14 protein-coding genes are annotated in these 23,531 nt (G+C 36.7%); 12 read left to right on the top strand and 2 right to left on the bottom strand.

Translation table 11 applies throughout. The annotated features are described in order from the left end of the window. Nucleotides 1-62 precede the first annotated feature (62 nt). The 6 genes from IEV57_RS09920 (at nucleotide 63) to IEV57_RS09895 (ending at nucleotide 6,473) form a co-directional block, all read left to right on the top strand. Nucleotides 63-1,376, top strand: coding sequence for a purple acid phosphatase family protein (locus tag IEV57_RS09920; protein WP_188442235.1), 1,314 nt, complete (start codon nucleotides 63-65; stop codon nucleotides 1,374-1,376). An 8-nt stretch (nucleotides 1,377-1,384) separates the two neighbouring features. Beyond that, nucleotides 1,385-2,143 (top strand): hypothetical protein, encoded by a 759-nt coding sequence (locus IEV57_RS09915; RefSeq protein WP_188442234.1) that lies wholly within the window; start codon nucleotides 1,385-1,387, stop codon nucleotides 2,141-2,143. A 286-nt stretch (nucleotides 2,144-2,429) separates the two neighbouring features. Further along, the gene (locus tag IEV57_RS09910; RefSeq protein ID WP_188442232.1) at nucleotides 2,430-4,220 is read left to right on the top strand and encodes an alpha-amylase family glycosyl hydrolase; all 1,791 of its coding nucleotides are present in this window, start codon (nucleotides 2,430-2,432) and stop codon (nucleotides 4,218-4,220) included. A gap of 194 nt (nucleotides 4,221-4,414) precedes the next feature. Beyond that, complete coding sequence (locus IEV57_RS09905) at nucleotides 4,415-4,894, top strand: hypothetical protein (RefSeq protein ID WP_188442225.1); 480 nt, start codon at nucleotides 4,415-4,417, stop codon at nucleotides 4,892-4,894. A 20-nt stretch (nucleotides 4,895-4,914) separates the two neighbouring features. Then, nucleotides 4,915-6,051 carry a sensor histidine kinase gene (locus IEV57_RS09900; protein WP_188442223.1) on the top strand — a complete coding sequence of 379 codons (1,137 nt, stop codon included), beginning with the start codon at nucleotides 4,915-4,917 and terminating at the stop codon, nucleotides 6,049-6,051. Continuing rightward, nucleotides 6,048-6,473, top strand: coding sequence for a response regulator (locus tag IEV57_RS09895; protein ID WP_229744340.1), 426 nt, complete (start codon nucleotides 6,048-6,050; stop codon nucleotides 6,471-6,473). The genes IEV57_RS09900 and IEV57_RS09895 overlap by 4 nt, the downstream gene beginning before the upstream one ends. 26 nt (nucleotides 6,474-6,499) lie before the next feature. Here IEV57_RS09895 and IEV57_RS09890 read toward each other — a convergent pair whose 3' ends face one another. Further along, on the bottom strand, nucleotides 6,500-7,489 hold the full coding sequence (locus tag IEV57_RS09890; RefSeq protein WP_188442220.1) for an endonuclease/exonuclease/phosphatase family protein: 990 nt from the start codon (nucleotides 7,487-7,489) through the stop codon (nucleotides 6,500-6,502). Between the two features lie 278 nt (nucleotides 7,490-7,767). Further along, the gene (locus IEV57_RS09885; protein ID WP_188442218.1) at nucleotides 7,768-8,775 is read right to left on the bottom strand and encodes a glycoside hydrolase family 43 protein; all 1,008 of its coding nucleotides are present in this window, start codon (nucleotides 8,773-8,775) and stop codon (nucleotides 7,768-7,770) included. 424 nt (nucleotides 8,776-9,199) lie between these two features. Between IEV57_RS09885 and IEV57_RS09880 the strand changes: the two genes are divergently transcribed. The 6 genes from IEV57_RS09880 (at nucleotide 9,200) to IEV57_RS09855 (ending at nucleotide 23,516) form a co-directional block, all read left to right on the top strand. Next, a complete protein-coding gene (locus tag IEV57_RS09880; protein ID WP_188442216.1) occupies nucleotides 9,200-11,152 on the top strand; it encodes a sialate O-acetylesterase in 1,953 nt (650 codons plus the stop codon). A 1,161-nt stretch (nucleotides 11,153-12,313) separates the two neighbouring features. Then, nucleotides 12,314-15,658, top strand: a complete 3,345-nt coding sequence (locus tag IEV57_RS09875; RefSeq protein WP_229744325.1) for a SusC/RagA family TonB-linked outer membrane protein — start codon at nucleotides 12,314-12,316, stop codon at nucleotides 15,656-15,658. 11 nt (nucleotides 15,659-15,669) lie between these two features. Beyond that, entirely contained in the window at nucleotides 15,670-17,583 is a 1,914-nt protein-coding gene (locus tag IEV57_RS09870) for a RagB/SusD family nutrient uptake outer membrane protein (protein ID WP_188442212.1), read from the top strand. A 35-nt stretch (nucleotides 17,584-17,618) separates the two neighbouring features. Continuing rightward, nucleotides 17,619-20,648 carry a SusC/RagA family TonB-linked outer membrane protein gene (locus IEV57_RS09865; RefSeq protein WP_188442210.1) on the top strand — a complete coding sequence of 1,010 codons (3,030 nt, stop codon included), beginning with the start codon at nucleotides 17,619-17,621 and terminating at the stop codon, nucleotides 20,646-20,648. 11 nt (nucleotides 20,649-20,659) lie between these two features. Then, nucleotides 20,660-22,435 carry a RagB/SusD family nutrient uptake outer membrane protein gene (locus tag IEV57_RS09860; protein WP_188442208.1) on the top strand — a complete coding sequence of 592 codons (1,776 nt, stop codon included), beginning with the start codon at nucleotides 20,660-20,662 and terminating at the stop codon, nucleotides 22,433-22,435. Between the two features lie 49 nt (nucleotides 22,436-22,484). Further along, the gene (locus tag IEV57_RS09855) at nucleotides 22,485-23,516 is read left to right on the top strand and encodes a DUF5627 domain-containing protein (RefSeq protein ID WP_188442206.1); all 1,032 of its coding nucleotides are present in this window, start codon (nucleotides 22,485-22,487) and stop codon (nucleotides 23,514-23,516) included. Nucleotides 23,517-23,531 lie beyond the last annotated feature (15 nt).

The following is a 23,531-nucleotide window of genomic DNA, read 5'->3' as shown; positions in this document are numbered from 1 at the left end:
TCTTTATACCAGCTTCCAAAGTATTTGGAAGCTGTTTTTTTATTCAATGACCTCCTCTTAAAATGAAAATACTTAGATCAATTGCCATAGCTTTATTCCTTTCTTTTTCTTTGTTTTTCACCTCCTGTAATTCAAAAAAAGAAAAGCAACAAGTAGAAATTAATCAAGAAGAACTTTCACCTCGACATTTGAGAGTTATCTGGACTGAAAATCCTTCTGAATATGCTGTTGTATCTTGGACTACTTTGTTTGAGCATGGCAAAAATCATACGGTATATTATGATACTGTAAGTAGAGGAGGAGACAAAATGAATTATGCATTTCAAGTTTTAGCTTCAAAAAACGGTGCTATTTCTATGGTCGATGAAGACTTTACAGAAGGAGTATACCCAGGATATTACCATCATGCAGATTTGAGAGGTCTCCAAGCAGCCACTGATTATTATTTTATTGTAGAATCTGATGGGCTTGTTTCAGAAGAGTTTTATTTCAAATCTGCTCCAAATGACGATAGAGAATTTTCTTTGCTATGGGGCGGTGACTCTAGACTGGGTGGCGAAAGCCCAAGATATGCAGGAAGAACTCCCCATGTAGATAGGCAGGGGATGAATAGAAGAATCAAAGCATTGCTAGATGAAGATCCAAATATCATGGGTTTTATCCATGGTGCAGATTATGGAACTACAGCTGATTGGAGACATTTGTATTGGTGGTTTGAGGATCATGAAATTGTGATTGGTGAAGGCAATAGACTTTTACCTTTAATTATTTCAAGAGGAAATCATGATATGCAAATTGGATTTGAAGAAAATTTTTGGCTTGGAGATATTCAAAGAGAGCGTGGGTTTGATTATTATTTTTCCACGCAAATGGGTACACAGACTGCAATTCTTACATTAAATACTGAAATAAGCGTTGCTGGAGACCAACGAGATTGGCTAGAAGAGAATCTGGCTAAATTACGGAAAGAAAATAGATGGTTGCTAGTGAACTATCACAGACCCGCTTATCCGGTAGTCAAAGATTTTGAAAATGCAACTTTCAAAAGAGTAAGAGAAACTTGGGTACCTTATTTCGAAAAATACAATGTAGATCTTGCCCTGGAATCTGATGGACATATTTTAAAAAGAACTGTTCCAATCAGAAATAACAAGTATGACGAGACGGGAATTATCTATATCGGTGAAGGTGGATTGGGAGTTCCTCAGCGAGTAGCAGATAGTACAAGGTGGTTTATCCAACCCCCAGGTTTTGCCATGAGTGCAAATAACGTCCACAAACTCACATTTTCCCCAGAAAAAATAGCTATTCAAGCATTTGGTATGGATGGAGATACTTTAGATCAATTTGAAGTGAAACCACGGATATTGAATTGAAGTACCGAATGAAAATCAACTCAGTTCATACAATCCTTTGGTTTTTAAAAATAGCCTTGCTACTTCAATCTGTAGGGATATTCTTATATTTATTGGGTGGAAGTGCTATAGAGACCATGTTGTTTATGGAAATGAGCTTTGAACAAGCAAATTCAAAGCTTGTAGAAAAGATTATAGCATGGATATTTTTAACTCTTGGAGTAGTTACCTTTTTTAAACCATACAAGATTTTATTGATCATTATTTCGCTTGGCACCTTAGGATTAGCCTTTATCATCAAAACTCAAGCTGGGAGTCCATATACAGAATGGAGTATCCCAGCTCATTTCATCAGGATAATTTTACCCCTAGGAATCCTTTTTCTAAATAGTAAGAGAAATCACCTTAAAGCAACATACTGGCTACTTTTAATAGGTCTCGCTGTTACTTTCATTACACATGGCTTGGAAGCTTGGACTTTACATCCAAGATTTATTGACTATCTCTTAATTTCATCTGAAAATACATTAGGGATAAGAATGAAACAATCCACAGCAGAATTGATTCTAAAAATCATAGGTTCTATAGATATCTTGGCTGTACTGATTGCATTCTTGTTTCCAAGAAATGCTATTTTTTACTGGATGGCGGCTTGGGGATTTATTACAGCTTTTGCTAGAGTGACAGAACTCGGTTGGTTATTATATCCAGAAGTATTGATAAGAGCAGCACATTTTTTGGTTCCGATTAGTTTGATCTTGATTAAAAATAGAAAAAATTTGAATTGAGTTTGATCTAATGTTTTAAGGGATTTTAAATTCTATGATCATCCGCTTTCAATCCAGTAACCAATGAAAATAATGTCTATATCATATTTCTAGCTGCCGAGGACTGTTGACTATGGAATTTCAATTTTTTATTTAGAACAATAATATAGTCCGAATTTTTAATCCATCTTCTTTGGCTTAGTAGTTGCACAAGTACTTTTATTCTATTGTTTTTTAAAGTTGGTTTTTTAGTATTTGCCTGACCAGCAATCAGCATATTTTATTTTATATTTTAGAAATACAGAAAATGGATAACGCGAAAAATTCAGGAATGGGTGCCATTCTTGCGTCAAATGGGGTGACTTTTAGAGTTTGGGCTCCCAATGCAGAAAAAGTTTTTGTTTATGGCAATTTCAATCAATGGAGTGACTCTAAAAATCCATTAGAACATGAAGAAAATGGGTTTTGGTCCTGTCACGTAAATGAAGCTGCTGAGGGAGATGAGTACAAATTCATCATTCAAAACAATGGCAATCTGATCAATCGAAATGATCCATATGCGCTCAAAATGACCCATAGTGATGGCAATAGTGTGGTCTATAATCTTTGGAAGGATTGGGAGGATCATCAATTCCGACCTTCACCTATCAATGAAACGGTTATCTATGAATTGCATGTAGGTACTTTTAACCGCGAAGGTAAATCCGAGGGAGAAATTGGAGATTTTTACTCCGCTGCTGAAAAGCTAGACTACCTCAAAGAGCTAGGGATAAATACAATAGAACTTATGCCTATTGCCGAGTTTTCTGGAGATTTATCTTGGGGTTATAATCCATGTAATCCCTTTTCAGTAGAAACTTCCTATGGAGGGCCAGATGGCCTAAAGCATTTTATATTTGAAGCTCATATTCGTGGCATTGGTGTCATCATTGATGTTGTGTACAATCATTTCGGGCCTTCTGACTTGAATCTTTGGCAGTTTGACGGCTGGGAGGAGAATGGAATGGGAGGGATTTATTTTTATAATGACCATCGTGCCAGTACACCTTGGGGAGATACTAGGCCAGATTATGGTCGATCTGAAGTGCGCAATTATTTAAGAGACAATGCCATGATGTGGCTCGAGGCCTATCAATTTGATGGGCTAAGATTTGATGCTACAGCAATTATTCGCCTTCTTGATGATCAAATTGATGGGACAATTTTGGAGGCAGGGGTAGATTTTTTAAAGAATCTCAATCAAGAAATCAAAGAGAAATTTCCTTACAAATTATTGATAGCCGAGGACCTTAAATATGATTCATCAGTAACGGCTGAATTATCAAATCATGGTTTTGGATTTGATTGTCAGTGGGGGGTTGGTTTTTCAAAGGTTTTGAGAGATGTATTGACCATTAGCGATGATTCAAACAGAAACGTATTCTCAGTAGAAGAGCTACTTTTGAGTAAGTTTAATAATGATGTTTTTGAAAAAGTCATTTATACTGAATCCCATGATGAAGTTGCGGACATTGAATCCAAAAGACTGCCTGAAGAGATTCAGCCTGGGAATGCTGATGGTGAATATGCCAAGAAGAAATCTACTCTTGGAGCGATTATAGTTTTTACTGCCCCTGGAATACCTATGATTTTTCAAGGTCAAGAATTCCTTACTTATGAGCGTTTTCATGATGCCAAACCCTTGGATTGGCAAAGGGCAGGTCAGTTTGCTGGTATTGTAAAATTGTATCGCGACTTGATTCATTTAAGGAAATCATCGGAAGGTTTTGCTCGTGGGCTGAATGGTCAAGGAATAGAAATTATACATAGAGATGATGAAAATCTGGTTTTAGTTTATACTAGATTTCATCAAGATGATCCCGCTAATCCAGCTTTGATTATTTTAAATTTTTCTGTAGAAACAAAACTGAGCTATCACTTTGGGATCAATCATGGTGGAAGTTGGAACGTGATTTTTAACAGTGGTTGGTCAGGGTACGATGAGGTTTTTTCTGAAGTAGAAATTGATGAAGTAAACGCTGAAGGAGGTTTCAATGGCAAGCAGCATAGTTTGAAAATTGATATTCCTTCTTATGGTGGCTTGATTTTAAGTCGTTGAAATTAAAATAAGATGCTACATTTATTTTTGTACCCCTAGTTCTAACATGTTGTTTTTCTATAATAAGAAGTCTTTTTTACTTTAAACCATGTGTTTTTCAAAATATTATAATTCTTTATTTGATAGTGGTTAGGATTTCTTTCAGTTTAGCGGTAGATGACCTATATTTAACTAAATCAAATATCGATTTTCATATGGAGCAACTGAAAGACTTTATAAGTAATCTGTTTTCAGCGGATGATTGGCCACCAAGATGGGTATGCGGAGATTGGTCTGCATTTCACGGATGGTTGTATATTACAAGTGATATCGTTATTTGGCTTGCCTATTTTGTGATTCCTGCGATTATCATTTTTTTTATTCAAAAGCGACATAATCTGCCTTTTTTACCCGTTTTCTGGCTTTTTGGGGCATTTATAATTCTTTGTGGAAGTACACATCTTATCGATGCTTTGATGTTTTGGTGGCCGGGATATCGGCTAAGTGCCTTGATTAGATTATTGACAGCTTTGGTGAGTATGGCTACTGCTTTCGTATTGATAAGGGATTTGCCAAAGTTGATAGAGATGAAACCTCAAGACGAGCTAAAAACCTATCAAATGGAAAAGCAATTGAAAATGTATGAAGCTGAAATTAGTGAATTGAAAGAGCGATTGAATAGCAATACGAAATAATGGTTACAAATCGCAAGTCAATGATGTTGATTCAAAATATCGCTTTATTTTTTATTGCGACTCTTATTACGTTTGTCATTTTTATAATTGACTTGAATACTAACAACACATTGGCAGTAGCAAGTTTGTATACTGTTGTGATTTTATACAGCTGGCTTTTGCCAGGGAAATATGCGAGTATTTATGCTGCCTTAACCTGTACCGGATTAACATTTTTCGCAGTCATAAAGACCGCAGAAATGAATATCGATCCAACCAATTTATCACAAATGAATATGGTTATATCGATAGTTGCAATATGGACGAGTGTGACACTTGTTTTTATAGCCAAAAGTAGTTTTGCGAGTCTTGAAAGTATCAATAATCAGCTTTCTGAAAGTTCAGCAGCTTTATTGGAAAAGGTAAAAGAGTTAGATGTACACCAAGAACAATTATCAAAAAACAAAATTCTTCTTGAAAATCTAAACAAAGAATTATTGATCAAAAATCAAGAACTAGAACGCTTTACAAGTATAGCAAGTCATGATCTACAAGAACCACTTCGTACAATTGGGAATATGGTCCAGCTTATTTCCAAAAAGTATCATGATAACTTTGATGCTCAAGGAAAGAAAATTTTAGATTACGTCACAACTGCAACTGAAAGAATGACAATTATGATCAAGGGACTTCTCAGTTTTAGCAGAATTGGAAATAAGCGCAAAATAGAAACAGTAGCTTGTCAAACATTAGTAGAAGATATCGTTCTAGATTTTGATGCCACGTTGAAAGCAGTAAATGGTAAAGTTATTTTTGATTCACTACCAACAGTGAATGGAAATCCAGTAGAATTACGCTTGTTATTTCAGAATCTGATAAGTAATGGTTTGAAATTCAGAAAAATAGATGTTTTACCAGTGATAGAAGTGTCGGCAAAAGAAAGTAACACACACGTAACTTTTAGCGTTAAGGATAATGGTATTGGAATTGATAGTAACGACTTCGCGAAAATATTCTTTATTTTCCAACGACTGCACCCTACTGAGGAATATGATGGAACTGGTCTAGGTTTGGCTTATTGTCGCAAAATAGTAGAGCTACATGGGGGTAAAATTTGGATTGAATCAAAAATTGGGGAAGGCAGCTCGTTTAACTTTACTTTGGCAAAAAACATATGAATAATATCAACCATAAATTGAAATGTATATTACTCATCGATGACGATGAGGCGACAAATTTTTACCACACCATAATTTTGGAAGAAGAAAATATAGGGGTGCACATTCAATCCGTAAAATCAGCCAAAGAAGGACTCGACTTTTTATTGGGCAAAGGGATTTATGAAAACTCTCCTCAGCCAGGACTTATATTTCTAGATATTAATATGCCAGGTAAAAATGGATGGGACTTTTTAGTTGAGTATGATGAACTTTCAAAAGATATCCAAGATCGTGCAGTGGTGACAATTTTGACCACAAGTATCAATCCAGATGACAGAGAAAAAGCAGCTGCTATACCTGCAGTTAAAGAGTTCGTAAACAAACCTTTGACAGCGGAAGTCTTTTGGAAAGTTGCGAAGGAAAACTTTTTCTTAAGTTGATTTTTCCGCAAAAGCATCATCAAAACCTATCGATCAATCTTCAGAAATTCTCCAGTAATCGGTAGATGATCACTAATTGTTCTCATGGTGTCCGCAGGGAAAAAACTGTCAACTTTCACTGTGTTTTTAATGATTTCAGGTTGCATATTTTTATTCACCAACATATAGTCCAATCTCCACCTTAATGCATCTGCAGGATGTGAAAAGATCGATGGGTCTATTGGGTCGATAAAATTGTTTTTCAAATTTTTGTTATCTATCAAAACCGCTATTTCTTCACTTGTAGGAATAGCATTGAAATCCCCCACAACAACCATGTTTTTATCAGGATTTTCATTTAGCATTCTATTGAATTGACCTACTAGGAAATTCAGCTGCCCTTTTCTCATGGCAACATCCCGATCACTTCTACCAGCCTTGAGGTGAACACCTGTAAGCAATATTTCATAATCTGGAGATGGAAATATTTCCATGGACCACATTCTTGTATTGATCTGATTTTGACTTTCTTGTTCTCCATTTTCTGTTAGGTAGCCTGGTAAAGGGGTATTGACATTACCATAGCCATATATGATTCCCATTGGGAATTTACTCATAATCACCACATTCATATACCAATTGTGACTTGGGATGTCCGCAAAAAACAAATACCCCATATCGGGTAAAGAATCAGCAGCTAGCTGCCTCAAATATTTGGCACTTTCAAATTCCTGAAGAACAACGATATCTGCATCAGCTTCTTTGAGTGCTTTCAAGAAAAGATTCAGTCTTAAGCCCATATTTTCTGGCGGTGAATTTTCTCTCGTATTTTCAATATATGGATCATCATATTGGTCCACAAAATGCTCAACATTCCATGAAAGAATTTTAAATGTAGAATCACTAGGGTAGTTGTAATCGTAGGGGATAACTGTTGTTTTTACATTAGATTCGTTCTGTCTTTGGTTACTATTGAAATTAGTTCCTGCACAAGACGCTAATAAAAAAAGGAATACAATTAGAAGTAATTTATTCATAGAGATTTTCTTTGTGATGCTTTAGGTTTACGCTTTCACAACAGTGTCAAAAGTAAAAGCGATTTTTCACAATGATTTGATTTTCAAATTTTCAAATTGTTACCGTTAGACACAAAATCTCCCAATAGATTAACATAGAGTTAATCTATTGGGAGCTCAAGTTGATGCTTGTTTCTAAAAAAAATTAAAGTAGTTATCTGGACGAGGATGTTTATGTTATAATTTAAGCTGATTCAGTTTTTTGATCAATCGGTTGTCAACTGTTATTGAAAATTAAATCAATCCTGTTCTTTTTGACGGAAATCAGGAAATCCACTGCTTGTCCATTTGATTGATCTTGCTCTTGTAGCCCTGTTAGGGTCTGATAGCTCGTGACCTTGGATTTCCTTGTAATCTCTAGCGTGGTAGATCATGATAACGGTTTCGTCGTCCTCAGCAAGTGTAAAGGAATTATGACCCGGACCATATCTTTTCAAGTCTTCATTTGTGTAAAATACTGGTCCTGGGGATTTACTCCAATTTGCTAAATCCATGACATCCTTATCTTCATCGATCCACAATAAGCCAAGGCAATAATTTTCGTTGGTAGCACTTGCAGAGTAAGTCACAAAAATTTTCCCATTTCTTTTGATTACCGCAGGTCCTTCATTGACATTATATTTCACTCTTTCCCAGTTAAATTCCGGTTCTGTGAGGATGATTTCAGGACCAGTTAAGGTAGTAGCATTTTGCATTTCAGACATGACAAGAGCGGTTCCATGATCTCCACCTCTGACATTTTGTGCCCAGATCATGTATCTTTTACCATTATGTTCAAATACTGTTGCATCTAGAGAAAATGAATCTATTTTGGATTTCACTTGCCCTTCTTCAACCCAATTGTTCTCTGTAGGATCGGCAGAAGAGCTTGATAAAGCCCACATTCTGATATTCCATATATCTTCAGCTTCTCCAGCTGCAAAATAAACATACCATTTTCCATCGATTTTATGTAACTCTGGTGCCCAGATATGATGTCCCATCACACCTTTGTCGTGCTTCACCCATATTACCTTTTCTTGAGCTTCCTTTAAACCATTGATGGTTTTGGCTTTTCTAATTACAATTCTGTCATATTCTGGAACCGTAGCGATGAGGTAATATGTGCCATCCGTATCTTTATATACCCAAGGGTCTGCACGCTTTTCTGCTATAGGATTATCAAAAGAGTATTCTTGAGAAAAGATTGGAGTGGAACATGCAATAGTTAGTATTAATGCAAAACTGATGATTTGAAAGTACTTCATTTGGCTAATTTTGGTTTACTGTCTGTACATGAAATATTACTTCATAAAATTAGTGTATTTTTGACATTTATAAAATGGTGGTGATGATAAATAATTAAATGAAATCGATTTCAAAAAAATAAAACTTTTAATTAGCCTTCAAGAAATTTTAAATTCGAATTAATTTTTCAACGAATCAGAACTAGCTTTTTTTCATGAATAGTCAGGAATTTGTTTGATGTATCGATTGAATTTTTCACATTTAAGAGAAAGGAAAATATTAATTCTTATCATCTAATAATACGATTACTGCCAATTTATCTCAATAAATAATGAAATCGGTTGCATTCTTGATTTATTTTTATCAAGTTTATCGTAATGTTAAGCAATTGATTGATCTTTAGAGTTAATCTTTTAATTGATTTATATTTACAATTGACCCAAAATGATCCTGTTACGACAATTTTTCTTGATGATTTTTATCCTAATCTTAGGGTTGGGAAAGGAGTGTTTAGCCGAAATTAGACTTCCTGTATTGATCAGTGATGGTATGGTTTTACAGCGAAATGTTCCTATTTCTATTTGGGGATGGGGCGATGCGAATAAAATTATCAAAATCGACTTTAATGGAATTAACCTTGCCAAAAAAATCAATGAAGATGGTACCTGGGAATTGATCTTACCTTCAATGGAAGCAGGCGGGCCTTTTTTAATGAAAATATCTACTAGTGATGAAACAGTAGAAGTTAAAGATATTTGGATAGGAGACGTTTGGCTTTGCTCCGGTCAATCTAATATGGAAACGACAATGGAAAGAGTAGAACCTATGTTTCCAGAAGAATTTATTAGCGTAAATAAACCCCAAATCAGATATTTTGATGTTCCCGACGATTATACTTTTACTGAAGTCAAGTCTGATTTGAAAGGAGGAAAATGGAAAGAGCTGAATGAGGAAAATATTAGATCTTATGCGGCAGTTGCCTATTTTTTTGCTAAAAACATCAATGGAAAATATTCTGTTCCTGTAGGAATGATTAACGCTAGTGTTGGTGGTTCACCTATTCAGTCATGGCTGAGAGAAGAAGACTTAAAGCAATTTCCTAAAGACTATGAAGAGGTCTTATATTTTCAAAAGCCAGGTGTAATCGAGAAAATTGAAAAAACTGATCGTGATAAGATCAATCAGTGGAGACAAGAACTATTATCAAAGGATCTTGGTCTTACTAATCTTGATTCACCTTGGTTTTCACCGGAATTTCAGCCTAATGATTGGGAGGAAATGAATAGCTTGGATCTTTTACCTTTGGAAAATTCTCGACCTGTAAATGGTGTTTATTGGTTTCGGAAAGAAATACATTTGGACTTTGATCCTGCTGATTATACAAACGTAAAGTTACTTTTGGGAACGCTTGTAGATAGTGATGAAGCATACCTCAATGGAGTGTCGGTAGGTAATACTGGCTACAGATACCCACCTAGAAGGTATAATGTCCCAGCTGGTGTTTTGAAAATGGGAAAGAATATTCTTACCCTAAGAATTGTAAGTGAAAGAGGACCAGGTGGTTTTATTACAGAAAAACCTTACCAACTAGAAATTGGGGATCAGATTATTGACCTGAATAATAGATGGGAATACAAAATAGGAGCAAAAATGCCTGAAGCGCCTAGTCAGACTTCCATTCGATTTAAACCTATGGGTTTGTATAATGCTATGATTGCACCTCTTCATAATTTTCAAATCAAAGGCATACTTTGGTATCAAGGTGAATCTAATGTTGTTGAAGCAAAGGTTTATGCAAAGCAATTTGCAGCTCTGATAGAAGGTTGGAGGGACGAATGGAAGAGACCAAAACTACCATTTTTGTATGTTCAGTTGCCAAACTTCATGGAAGTCTCTTCAGAACCCCAGGAGAGTGGATGGGCAGAGATGAGAGAAACGCAACGGAAGTCACTTGAGATTTCAAACACAGGAATGGCAATAACCATTGATGTGGGAGAAGCAAATGATATTCATCCCTTAGATAAGAAAAGTGTTGGGGACAGATTAGCATTACAAGCACAAAAATTGGTATATGGAGAAAAGATAGGACCTTTTTCAGGTCCACTTTTTGAAAAAGCAAAAGTCCAGAAAGGAAAGCTTTTCCTAACTTTTAAAGAAACAGGAAAAGGTTTGTCTACTTCTGATAGCGAATCGCTGAGTGGTTTTGCGATAGCGAAAGAAGGTGGGGAATTTCAATGGATACCTGCAATAATTAAAGAGCACAAAGTAATCATAGATTTGCAGGGTTTTGATACTCCGGGTAAACTTCGATACGCCTGGGCAAATAATCCAAAATCAGCTAATCTGATCAATTCAGCAGGATTACCTGCATCTCCATTTGAAATTGAGTTAAAATAGATTTTTAGATTTCAGAGGTTTTATTCATTCCTATTTCAAGGAGAATTTTTTTTATTTCCTGAAGCCGAAAGCATGATCATACTTCATAAAGATGAATTTGTAAGCTATACATCTATGCAATTTTAACACTTAAAATGACTCTGAAAAACCTTAATTTTGAGACATTTCCTTAAATAGACCAATGACATTATTTTCATGATAGCCCGTTTTAAAACTGGTACAAGACTGTTTTAAATCAGATTTATGTAAAAGCGTTTTTGATCATTTTTTATGTCAATAATTAAATATTTTGAGCTGTCGGTTCATACAAACAGGAGGTAATTTTGGAAAATGACTAAATCTCGCAATGAATATTTTTAAGAATACTAGATCCATGGTTTAATTGAATTGTGATGGACAAAAATTTAAAAATTAAATTAAAAATTTTACATATTTTTTTATTGTTAAAATACTGAAAATCAATAAGTTCACTTAAGCGAAATGGTTATTTTTTTCATAAATATTCAAAAACATTGCTGATTTGGCCTCAGTAACCTTTTTGTTGAATTTTAGCGGTTTTTTAAAACGCAATGAATATTTTAAGTAATTGAAAATCAATAGTTTGTATATTATTTAAAGAATTCTTTTTATCATCCTCACTTTCTATATTTGATTAAGTTAATTTCAACAAAACCCAAAGTAAAATGTCATCACTTATTATTCCTTTCTTTTCTATAAAAGCTCCTCCCTTTGGAGAAATATCACTGGATTTTAAAGTGGGGATTTTAAAAAGCTTTTGTATTAGTTGTCCTCCAAATTTCTTACTCAGCTATTCCATACTATTCAGGTCGGAATAAATATTCCAATTTGAGAGTACAAGATATCGATGTTATTTCTCTCTACTTCATTGTATTTGTTGAAGAACGCACAATCCACTTATGAAGAGAAGTGAATTTTAATTAAAAACATAACCCAAAACCTAAAGCAATAATGAATAACAAAATAAATACGAGTTAGATAAATTCCTCAGGAGGGATACTTCTGATAAGGCGATACTTCATTTGTTGAATAAAACGCCAACCTTAATCTTTCAAACCTTAAAATATTATCATCAAAAATTATATGGATATACATTTACTAAGGCGATTCTTTTCAATATCAAGAAGCGTAACGTATGTTCTGATGGCACAGCTAGTATTAAGTTCTGTTTCATCGGCTCATGCCAGAGATTCCAGAGTAATGAGCGAAGATGAATTTCAAAATTCATCAAAAGCAAGTGGTGAACTTAGTCAGGAGCCTAAGTTATCAATCACTCAAATTGCGAGTGATTCAAAAACTGCAAAAGAAGAAAAGAAAAAATCAGCTACATCAGATGATTCAATTTCTAAAACTGTCATTGAACAGTTGGCTGCAGAAAATAAATTTCTATTCAATACCAATCCTTCAAATAAGTCTGCACTCCAATCTACAGCAACATCGACTTCTGATGATGCATATGCTCAGATTACAGGTGTGGTAACCGACGGAAGAGATGGTTTACCAATTCCTGGGGTCACAGTACTCGTGAAAGGAACTACAAGAGGTGTTGCCACTGATTTAGATGGTAAATTTTCTTTGAATGCAGAGCCTGGAGAAGTTTTGATTTTCAGCTTTATTGGTTTCAAATCTTCTGAGGTTTTAATTAGTCAAAGTAGAACTGTCTATAATGTTGTCTTAAATGAAGACGCTACTTCTTTGGAAGAAGTTGTAATCATCGGGTATGGTGAGCAGAGAAGAGAGACGCTGATTGGAGCTGTTTCACAGACAAATAGTCAAACATTACAAAGAACAGGTGGCGTTTCGAGTTTGGGGGCTGCTTTGACAGGTAATCTTCCAGGTTTGATAACGACCTCAAGTTCGGGCATGCCTGGAGATGAAGCACCTCAAATTTTTATTAGAGGCCAAAACAGTTGGAATGGTAATTCTCCCCTTATCCTTGTGGATGGTGTGGAAAGACCAGAGTTTTTTAATCAAATGGACATTGGTTCAGTAGAATCGATTTCGGTTTTGAAGGATGCTTCCGCAACGGCAGTTTTTGGTTCTAGAGGAGCAAATGGTGTGATCATCGTGACAACCAAAAGAGGTAAAGAAGGTAAAGCAGAAATTGTAGCAAGGGTGAATGCTACTGTGAAAGCTCCCTCTAAGTTACCAGGTAAGATGGATGCCTATGACGCTATTGGAATCAGAAATCAGGCAATCGAAAGAGAACTTTCTGTAAGTCCTCAAGCTTGGTCGCAGATAATTCCTGAAGGAATCAGAGATAAATACAGAAACCCTGCCAACCTTGCCGAATCAGAAAGGTATCCAAATATTGATTGGCAAGAATACCTTTTCAAAGATTATGCAATGGCGTATAATGCCAATGTCTCGATCAGTGGAGGTACTAAGCTAACAAAGTACTTTGCTGCCTTCGATTTTCAGAATGAAGGTGATTTGTTCAAGCAAATAGAAAATGACAGAGGATATCAGCCTGGTTACAACTACAACAGGTTGAACTTTAGAAATAACTTAGATTTCCAACTTACATCTACTACACAATTGAAAATCAATTTAGGTGGTATTTATGGTGTTAGGAAAACACCTTGGCAAGGAGGAGACGATGCGAATTTTTGGAGAGCAGCATACAGAAATCCACCTGATGCATTTGTCCCAAGATATTCCAATGGCTTGTGGGGATATTATCCATTAGATGATTATGGTGCGATCAATTCAGCAAGAGTCTTGGCAATCGGGGGTGTAGAAAACATTACGACAACTAGTTTGTCTACAAATTTAGTACTTGAGCAAGATTTGAAGATGATTACTGAAGGTCTTTCTTTTAGAGCAACGATGGCAGTTGATAATACTTTCAGAGAGGTAGGTAGAGGAGTGAATGATCTTTTCAATGATACTGAGCAAATTTGGATTGACCCAGTGACTGGAAGGCAAAACTTCAAAAACAACTTTGACAATAGCAACTTTGATTTCTTTCAGCCGATAGCATGGACTACGCAAGGAGGAAATGTTCAAGGTGCACAAAGAAGAATGTTTTATCAAGGTCAATTGAATTACATCAAAACCATCAATGATGATCACAATATTAATTTGATGGGCTTATTCAGTAGGCAAGAGGATGCAATTGGAAATATCATCCCGAGTTACAGAGAAGACTGGGTTTTCAGAACTGTATATGATTACAAGAGAAAATACCTAGTAGAGTATAATGGAGCCTACAACGGATCTGAGAAGTTTGGTGTCGATTACAGGTTTGCATTTTTCTCGTCTGGTGGCTTAGGATGGGTGGTATCGGAGGAAAACTTCATGAAGCAGATTTCAGCTATAGATTTCTTGAAAGTGACTGCATCATATGGACAAGTAGGTGATGATAATATTGGAAGTAGGTTCTTGTATATGAATCAGTGGGCCTTTGGTGGAAATTCTCGACTCAATACTATAGGATGGAGAGATGGAAATAGTCCCTATACCTGGTACAGAGAGCAAGTGATTGGAAATCCAAGTGTAAGATGGGAAACAGTTTATAAGTATAATTTGAAAACTGAATTCAGTCTTTTTGACGGAATGCTTGATGGTAGTTTTGATATATTCAAAGATGATAGGGTTGATATCCTCATGGCTGGCGACAGGTCTATTCCAAGTTATTTTGGTGCCAATGCCCCAGCAGCAAACTTGGGTAGAGTAACGACAACAGGTTATGAAGTGGAATTAGGCTTCAATAGAGTCTTAAGAAATGGAATTAGACTTTGGGCAGATGTGGCAGTCACACGAGCTGTAGATGTTGTTATCAATAGAGATGATCCTGAGTTTTTGGTTGACTATCAAAAACAAGCTGGATACCAATTAGGGCAATATAGATCTCACTTAGATCTCGGTTATTTTAATACATGGGATGAATTATATGGTAGCACTCCGCACAATACTAATAATGGGAGTAAGTTACCAGGAGGATATCACATCGCTGATTTTAATGGAGACGGAGTAATAGACGCTTTTGATAGTGCGCCTTATGGATTCTCTGGAGTTCCACAGAACACATACAATTTAAATGTTGGGATGGAGTGGAAAGGGATTTCATTTTTTGTGCAGCTCTACGGTGTAAATAATGTTACAAGAGATGTTCCATTTACTAACCTTGACGGACAAAGAAACCTAGTTTATGAAGAGGGCACATATTGGTCAAAAGACAATCCTGAAGCAGGCACTCCTCTACCAGTTTGGCTGACGCCTGTGTCATACTATTATGGTACAAGATACCTTTATGATGGGTCATATCTCAGAATCAAAAATGCTGAATTAGCATATACTTTAAGACCTGAGCAAGCTAGCAAAATTGGGCTTGGAGGAATGAGAGTCTTTCTTAATGGAAATAATCTTTTGGTATGGAGTAAGATGCCAGATGACAGAGAGTCGAATTTTGGTGTAGGGGCTTCTTTTGAAGGTGGATACCCAATGGTACGACGAATTAATTTAGGACTAACAATGACATTTTAAATTTACCTAAAATGAAAAAGTATAATCAAGAAATAATGAAACTTGCGCGGATTTTATCTATCTGTTTGGTTTTTGTAATAGGTTCTTCATGTGAAGATTATTTGGAAAGGACTCCTGATTCTGTGGTTTCAGAAGATATTGCTTTTTTGAATTTTGAAAACTTCCAAGGATTCACAGAAGAGTTATACCAATGTATTCCGAATTTCACAACAACATATTGGACTAGTTCTTGGAATTGGGGAGAAGACGAAATGGTCTCTGCCGCTGGAAATTTCCACGTTACTTTTGCATTTGACCGAGGGAACTTTTGGTTTTGGCAAGCAGAGCAAAGTGGTCACGGAGGTAGATCTAGCTGGCTAGATAAGACAATGACTTCAACTGGAACTAATCCTCATGATAAAGGAATGTGGCCTTTAGCATGGTATGGGATCAGAAAAGCCAATTTAGGATTGGCTAATCTTGATAGAATGACAGAAGCAACAAATGAAGAGAGAGCCTTGATTGAAGGTCAATTACTTTTCTTTAGAGGTTGGTTTCATTTTATGTTGATCCAGTATGTAGGTGGCTTACCATACATCGATAGAGTTCTTCCAGGTGATCAAGTATTGAGAGAGCCAAGACTTTCTTATCATGAAAGTGCCGAAAAAGTCGCTGCAGATTTACGAAAAGCAGCAGACTTACTTCCAATAAATTGGGACAATACTGTAGCTGGTAGAAGAACAGCAGGTAGAAATGATCTGAGAATTAATAAGATCATGGCACTAGGTTATCTTGGAAAGAATCTGCTTTTCGCAGGAAGTCCATTGATGAATTTAGAGTCTACAGGAAGTAGAACATACAATGCTGACTATTGCAGAAGATCGGCAGAGGCATTTGGAGAATTACTTTCATTGGTAGAAGGTGGCCAAACTCAATATGCATTGATGCCTTTTGAAAATTGGAATACCAATTTCTATACATTAGGTCAGAACTGGGCACTATCTGGCGGTACAGAGGGAATTTTTAGATCGCTGTATTGGTCTGGAGATCAATCGAATTTTGGTATTACAAAGCAGTATTTTCCATCAATCATTGTGGATGGTGATGCTACGAAGTTTGTTCCTACAGCCAATTATGTGAATCAGAATTTTGGAATGGCGAATGGCCACAGACTTCCTGAAAATATTTCTAATGCAGATGCTGAGTCTGGCTATGACCCTGAGTATCCTTTCAAAGGTAGAGACCCTAGATTTTATAGCAGTATTGTCTATGATGGTGTACAAGTAGTCCAAGGGTCAATGCCTCCTAACCAAGAAGACAACAGACATGCAAACCTATTTACAGGTGGTAGCTATAGGGGTGAGGTTTCAGGCAGTCCAACAGGGTTTCTAAACCGCAAGTTTGTACCACTTCGTGCAAATGCTTACGACAATGCTTTCGCATTTGGTGCAGCCCTGCATTTGAATGTTCCATATATGAGACTTGCAGATATTTATTTGATGTATGCTGAAGCAGCATTGATGGGAACAAATAGCGTGACAGGCAAATCAAGCAACTTTGATAAAACAGCAGTAGATGCAGTGAATACGATTAGAGCAAGGGCAGGAATGCCAAATGTTTTAAATAAGTTCTTGACATCAACAAATGATTTCTTAGAGGAGGTGAAAAGAGAAAGAGCAGTTGAACTAGCCTTCGAAAGACACAGATTCAGTGATTTGAGAAGATGGTTACAATTGATAGAAAGACCATACACACTGAAAACTTCATTGGAGTTTAATAGAGATCCTAATTCAAATCTAGGAGGAGATCCAGCTGAAATGAGAGTGCTGAATTTGAGAGAAGAGGTGCTTTTGGAAAGACCACTAGCAGAAAGACATTATTGGTTGCCATTGAAGGTTTCTGATGTGACTTTATACCCAGAATTTAAGCAGAATCCGGGTTGGTAATTTTTCTAAAATAATTCACTCTAAAGAAACTTATAATGAAATATAAAAATATAATGTGGTTTTTGATGCTAGTGGCTATGCTGTCACCTATTTGGGTGCTTGCACAGGCCGATCAAACCATACGTGTCAGAGCCACCGTGAGAGATCAAAACGGATTTCCTCTAGCTGTAGCAGAAATCATGAATGATGAAGAGGAATTGATTACGACCACTGATGAAAATGGTCTGTTTGACATCGAAATTGTTCCGAATTCTCTTTTAATTGTAAAATCTCCAGGATATGAAACTAAAGTGTTTAGGGCTTCAGGTCAGGTTGAAGAGGTAATTCTATTCAGCGAAATGCAGTCTAGACTTGTCAATACTGCTTATCAAAAGCAAGATCAAGCTAACCTGATTGGTGGAATTAGCTATGTGAATATCCCTGAATTGATGCAGAAGAATTATTTCACCTACCCATTAGACAATATGGAGGTTTTTGCTCCTGGTTTTCATGGAAATATTTGGGGAAACAACTCTTATTTGGTACTTGTAGATGGTGTTCCTAGAGATATAGGAAGTGTAAATGCCATAGAAATTGAGCAAGTTACTTTTCTTAAAGGCGTATCAGCGGTTGCACTTTACGGTAGTAGGGCGGCTAAAGGTGTGGTTGTAATCACTACAAAGCGTGGTGCAGCAGGTAAGCAAAGAATTAATTTCACGGCCAACACAGGCGTACATGTTCCGAGAGGAATTCCAAAATATTTGGGTTCAGCTGAATACATGACATTGTACAACGAGGCTAGAACAAATGATGGCTTACAACCGCTCTTTTCAAATGAAGAGATTTTCAATCATGCTTCTGGAAGCAATCCTTACAGATATCCTGACTTGGATTTTTACTCACCAGAGTATCTTCAAGAGGCTTACAGCAGACACGATGCGACGCTAGAGATTGCTGGAGGAAATGATAGAGCAAGATATTATACCAATTTAGGTTATTGGTCTGAGGGGTCACTTTTGGACTTTGGACAGGCTGCTCAAAATCGAAATGAACGGATTAATATTCGTGGTAACGTAGATATGAACATTACCAACAATATCACAGCATTTGCTGATGCGGCGGTAATATTCTATAACGGAAGAGGAGTAAATGCCAATTTTTGGCAAGGTGCGGCAAACTTAAGACCGCATAGATTCTCTCCTTTGATCCCGATCAGTATGATTGAACCTGATGATGCTACTTCAATGAACTTTGTGAACAATACGAGTCATCTAATTGATGGGCAATTCTTACTCGGAGGTACGCAGATAGAGCAGACCAATCCCATAGCCGGGATCTATGCAGGTGGTTCGAGCCAGTTTACAAGCAGACAGTATCAGTTCAATACTGGAGTGAATGCTGATTTGAAAAACATCCTCCCAGGTTTGACCTTCAATTCAAGATTTGGATTGGATTATGCTACCTCTTATAACTTGTCTTTCAATAACAATTATGCAGTTTTTCAGCCGCAATGGAATAATTATGCTGGACAAGATTTGATATCAGGACTTACTAGATTTGGTCAAGATGCGAGTACCAGAACCCAGAATATTACTGGTAACACATTCCGTCAAACAATGGCGATGTCTGCTCAACTGAATTACAATACTGTAATCAAGGATGATCACGAAATTACAGCAACTCTAGTTGCTGGAGGTTTCCAAACCTCGTTATCCCAAATGTATCACAGGATTAGTAATGCAAATATAGGTTTACATCTCGGCTACAATTACAAAGACAAGTATCTAGTTGAGATAAATAGCGCAGTTATTCATTCTGCTAGACTTCCTGAGAACAACAGAAATGCTTTGTCTCCAACAATGTCATTGGGCTGGAGGATCAGTAATGAAGAATTTATGGAAGGTTCAACCGTTGTGAATAATTTATTACTTTCTGTTTCAGGAGGTATCCTACACACAGATTTGGATATTGCTGATTACTATCTCTACGAGCAAGTTTACACGCAGCAAGGTGATGGTACCGTGTTCTACACTTGGAAAGATGGTTTGAATAATATCTCTACCATCTCTAGAAGAGGTGCCAATCCCAATATGACTTTCCCTAAACGTGAGGAAATTAATGTAGGAGTTGATGCGGCTTTTTTTAATAACAAGTTGTTCTTTAACGGTTCCTATTTCTTGAGTAGAATGTCAGGTTTGTTGGTACAAAGAAGTGATGTCTACCCAAGTTATTTCACAACTGGTTTCCCAGCTTCTTCCTTTATTCCTTTTGAGAATTACAATAGTGACCTCAGATCTGGTTTTGATTTCAACTTGAATATGAACCAAAAAGTAGGTACCGCTAATATTAATTTTGGAATTGTAGGAACATACTACAAAACAGAAGCGCTCCAAAGAGGAGAAAATTGGCAGGATCCTTATCAAGTAAGAACAGGGAATCCAATAGATGCTATTTGGGGTCTGAGAAATCAAGGTTTCTTCGCGAATAATGAACAAATCGATTCTTCCCCAACCCAGATATTTGGTGAAGTAAGACCAGGTGATTTAAGCTATATAGATCAAAATGGTGATGGAAGAGTCACTCCTCAGGATGAAGTATTCCTCGGAAGAGGTGGCTGGTTTGGTGCACCATTGACCTTGGGTTTCAATGTCACTGCTCAAATGAAAAACTGGACATTATTCGCTATGGGGGTTGCAAGAAGTGGAGCTTATGCCATGAGAAATAGTTCTTATTTCTGGGTTTCGGGTGAAGCAAAATACTCCGAAGTAGTAAGAGACAGATGGACAGAAGCTACTGCTGAATCTGCAACTTTCCCTAGATTGACCACTTTGAACGGAGCCAACAATTTCAGGAATTCAGATTTTTGGTTATACAGTACAGATAGATTTGATTTAGCGAGAGTTCAACTTACTTATACAGTGCCTACAGAACAATTCTTTGGAGGTAATTTCATCAAAGGAATGAATGTATATGTGAGTGGGTCTAACCTTTTGACCTTGGCTCCTAATCGAAAGATTCTTGAAATGAATATTGGTTCTGCACCTCAGACGCGATTCTTTAATCTAGGTTTGACAGCACAATTTTAAATCATCGAAAAATGAAAAAGTATAGACATATAATATTCGTTTTGGCTTTCTTCTCAGCTTTGTTAACTGGTTGTGTTGATTTATTTGAACCAGCCATTCAAAACAATAGAGACTTAGAAAGTAGCTATAACGAGCCAAGATTTGCCCAAGGATTGATCATCAATGGGTATGCTAGAATCCCGAGAAATGGATGGAGCTTCAATGACATGGCAACCGACGATGCCGTAAGTAATAATGAAAACAATGCCTTTTTCAATATGGCAGGAGGTCAGTGGGCAGCAGATAATAATCCGCTCAATCAATGGGCAAATTCACAAGCTGCGATTCAGTATTTGAATATCATGATCGAAACAGCAGAGGAGGTATCATTTACTGTAGATAATGATTTATTGGATAGAATGTTTGCCGATAGAATCAAAGGTGAGGCATATGGACTTCGAGCATTATTTATGTTCCATCTTTTACAAGCACATGGTGGTATGGCAGGTGGGGAATTATTAGGTGTTCAAATCCTAAATGAACCTCAGGATTTGACTTCTGAGTTTAATATGCCTCGAAGCACTTTTGAGGAGTCTATGCAGCAATTGTATGCGGATGTTCAAAGAGCCTTAGATTTATTGCCTACTGACTATAATAATATTGCAAATGAATCCATGGTTCCAGAAAAGTACAGAGCTCTGGGTGCAAGTAGGAATGATTATAATCGTGTATTTGGTGAAGATGCAAGACAATTGATGAGCGGAAGAATTGCCACAGCGATCAGAGCTCAAGCGGCATTAATGGCGGCAAGTCCAGCATTTAGTCAAGGAAATACGACTACTTGGGAGGATGCTGCCAATTTCGCTGCTCAAGTCATCAATCTGAATAACGGAGTCTCAGGATTATCACCAACTGGTCTCACTTGGTATTCCAATGTTGCTGAAATCAATAATTTAGGAGGCGGTGTAAATCCTTCAGAAATTCTTTGGAGAACAGCATTAGGCGGTACTTCAAGTAATTTGGAAGCAGCTCATTTCCCGCCAACACAGTTTGGAAACGGTTTATTAAACCCAACTCAAAATTTGGTAGATGCTTTTCCTTCTGCAAATGGTTATCCACTTACCCACCCTTTGAGCAATTACGATCCAAATAATCCTTATGCGAATAGGGACCCTAGATTAAATCAATTTATCATCAGGAATGGGAGCACTGCTGGGCCAACAAGTCAAGTGATCAATACAGCTGCTGATGGTGGGACCAATGATGGGATCAATCGAGTAGAGGTCTCTACAAGAACTGGATATTACATGAGGAAATTATTGAGACAAGATGTCAATTTAAATCCTGTTTCGGTAAATGGTCAGGTACATATCATGCCAAGAATCAGATATACTGAAATTTATTTGATTTATGCAGAAGCTGCAAATGAAGCTTGGGGTCCTACTGGAACAGGCGCACATGGATATTCTGCTTATGATGTTATCAAAGCTATCAGACAAAGAGCTGGTGTGGGTTTAGGGAATGGCGATGCTTATTTAGAGTCTGTAAGAGGTGATAAAGATGCTATGAGAGAGCTTATCAGAAATGAAAGAAGAATTGAATTATGCTTTGAAGGCTTTAGATTCTGGGATTTGAGAAGATGGGATAAAGACCTAACAGAAACAGCTCGAGGAATGAGAATTCAAAATAATAGCTTTCAAGTCATAGATGTTCAAAATAGAGTATTTGATTCTCATATGAAATATGGTCCTGTTCCTTTGAGCGAAATCTTGAAGTATAGTGCGCTTCGTCAGAATACAGGTTGGTAAAACAAATGTCGTCTTTTATGAAATTGGCTGGTTTATAAAGAATTTGAAAATGAAAAAGAATTTAAAAATAATAATAATATGCTTGGTTTTAGGAGTTTCTTCCTGTGTAAACCAAGACTGGGAATTTCCTGATTTCGACTTTCAATCAGTGTATTTCGCCCATCAGTATCCTGTGAGAACGATTACATTGGGTGAAGACATCTTTGATACCACCTTGGACAATGAAAGAAAGTTCAGAATTATGGCTACCACTGGAGGTGTCTATAATAATAGGCAGCAAGTTCGCCTTGGGATTGAAATAGATGAATCTCTTACTGAGAACCTTCTTTTCTCAGAAGGTGGGGATGAAATTTTACCCTTACCATCTGAATATTTCCAGTTGTTAGCTTCAGAAATAATAATTCCAAAAGGTGAAGTTATCGGCGGAGTAGAAATCCAATTGACTGGGGCTTTCTTTAACGATCCAGCGGCAATCAAAAATACTTACGTGGTTCCTCTCAGAATCACAAGCGTAGAAAATGCGGATTCAATATTGGTTGGAAGATCAACATTAGCTAATCCAAACCCACATGTTATCGGTGACTGGGATGTCATTCCGAAGGATTTTGTGCTCTACGCTATCAAATATATCAACGAATATCATGGTATCTACTTAAGAAGAGGAACCGACAACATAACCGGAAAATCTGGCTTTGAGGGACTCTCTAAGGAAGTAGTGAGAAGAATGGAATTTGTAGAACAGGATGAATTAAAAGACTTATTCACAGAGTCATTGACAACTGTTAAATTCCCATTGACTGTCGTAGGTTCTGGAGGTCAAAATATCACAACAGATCTTTTCTTAAATTTTGATAGTCAAGGTAATTGTACTGTCACTTCAGCTACTGAAGGAGTGACAGCATCTGGATCAGGATCATTCGTGTCAAAAGGTGAAAAGAAAAGTTGGGGAAATAAAGACAGAGATGCCATTTACTTACAATACGAAATAGATCACCCTCAATTCCGAATGTCTTCTACAGATACATTGGTCCTTAGAAATCGAGGAGTAGGTATAGAGACTTTTAACCCAGTTTTGAAATAGTCACAAAAAATTTAA

This window comes from Belliella aquatica, from assembly GCF_014637795.1.
GTDB lineage: Bacteria > Bacteroidota > Bacteroidia > Cytophagales > Cyclobacteriaceae > Belliella > Belliella aquatica.
The sequence above is the reverse complement of the archived record's forward strand: the minus strand, read 5'-3'. Positions and strand labels throughout refer to the sequence as shown.